This window comes from Vibrio sp. FF266 (assembly GCF_041439695.1).
Lineage (GTDB): Bacteria > Pseudomonadota > Gammaproteobacteria > Enterobacterales > Vibrionaceae > Vibrio > Vibrio tasmaniensis_A.
This window is the reverse complement of record NZ_JBGOOO010000120.1, coordinates 1-1,074: the sequence shown is the minus strand read 5'-3', so window position 1 is coordinate 1,074 and position 1,074 is coordinate 1. Positions and strand designations below refer to the sequence as shown.

Annotated in this window: 2 protein-coding genes and 1 pseudogene; all 3 read right to left on the bottom strand. The window is 46.6% G+C overall.

Annotation, left to right across the window (positions count from 1 at the left end; translation table 11 throughout):
* A partial coding sequence (traF, locus tag ACED59_RS24530) for a conjugal transfer protein TraF (protein ID WP_371705206.1) occupies positions 1-473 on the bottom strand: 473 nt, incomplete at its 3' end.
* A 159-nt stretch (positions 474-632) separates the two neighbouring features.
* Positions 633-815, bottom strand: coding sequence for a hypothetical protein (locus ACED59_RS24525; protein WP_017096425.1), 183 nt, complete (start codon positions 813-815; stop codon positions 633-635).
* 65 nt (positions 816-880) lie between these two features.
* Positions 881-1,074: pseudogene (locus ACED59_RS24520) on the bottom strand (hypothetical protein); the annotation flags it as partial.

Genomic DNA, 1,074 nt, shown 5'->3' with positions numbered 1-1,074 from the left:
CATCCGTCTTGTTTCATCTTTTCAACCGCGTCGGTTTTCTTCTTATCCTCCAGTGCTAAATACACTTGTCTTGCCGCTTGCTCTGTCGGATGGTCTTTGGTGTAAGAGAACTCAGGTCTTTCGAGCAGCAGCGCTTTAAAGGTCATGCCTAATTGGTCGGTTTGGTCCGTGATAAAATGATTCAACGCTAAAAATCTCGCTAACTTGTCTTTATCTTTAGGGTGAAGGACGGCATCGTTTTGCGCTTCGATATGCACCGAGTGAAACCAGGCCATTTGTTCGGTCGCCGATAACGTTTTAGGGCTTGAGACAGTCGTTTGAGTGTTATTTGGCAGTGGCTTTGGTTTGGGTTTGTCGGGCCTTGCTTTTGGTTCGTTGTACCATCGCCACCCTGGAGGAGGTTCCTGAGCAAGAGCGGGATGGAGGTGAGCAAGCAGCGTTAGGGTAATGACGTAAAGCCATGTTTTTTTCATCATCATAGGCCTTGGTTAAGTGCGGCAAAGCGATTAAGAGGTTACACACTTGGGTCTTTCGCGTAAGTGGCGCATCTGCTGTGGTGATGGATTGCGCAGCGTGAGTAAGTACTGAAGGTATTTATCGTGCAGCAAAGCGTGGTGTTTCGACCACATACCTTACTCACTACTAAAGTAGTGAGTCTGTTTCTCAATGTTTTCTATCAGCTCTCGATATTCATCCAGCCTTTTCGTGATGTCGGGATAGTGGTCTAGCTGTTTGATGTGTATCACATCACTTGGAATGAGGCGTAAAAGCGTCAAGGTGTTGAGTAAAAAATTTTGAAGGGGTTTGATAAGCATAACGATGTCCTTCTTGAGCATTGAGGTGTGTATGTCATGGTGTGCCGTTGGTATAGAGCCGCCTGTTATCCGCCCGTGGCACTTTGAAGTCGTTGCTTGATTTCATCAAAGTTGGGGAGCTTGGTGTTGGCACGCATTTCCGGGTAGAACTCTTTAAAATCAATGTGTTCAAAATTGATTTGACCCAGTTCTTCGGGCGTAATGGCGGCGCAGGTGGGATTTTTAGCACTGCCTAACCGTTTACCCAGTTGCTGAAGAG

What these genes read in the sequence shown, in the direction of transcription:
- ACED59_RS24525 (WP_017096425.1), bottom strand. Translation starts at nt 815, where the DNA reads ATGCTTATCAAACCCCTTCAAAATTTTTTACTCAACACCTTGACGCTT.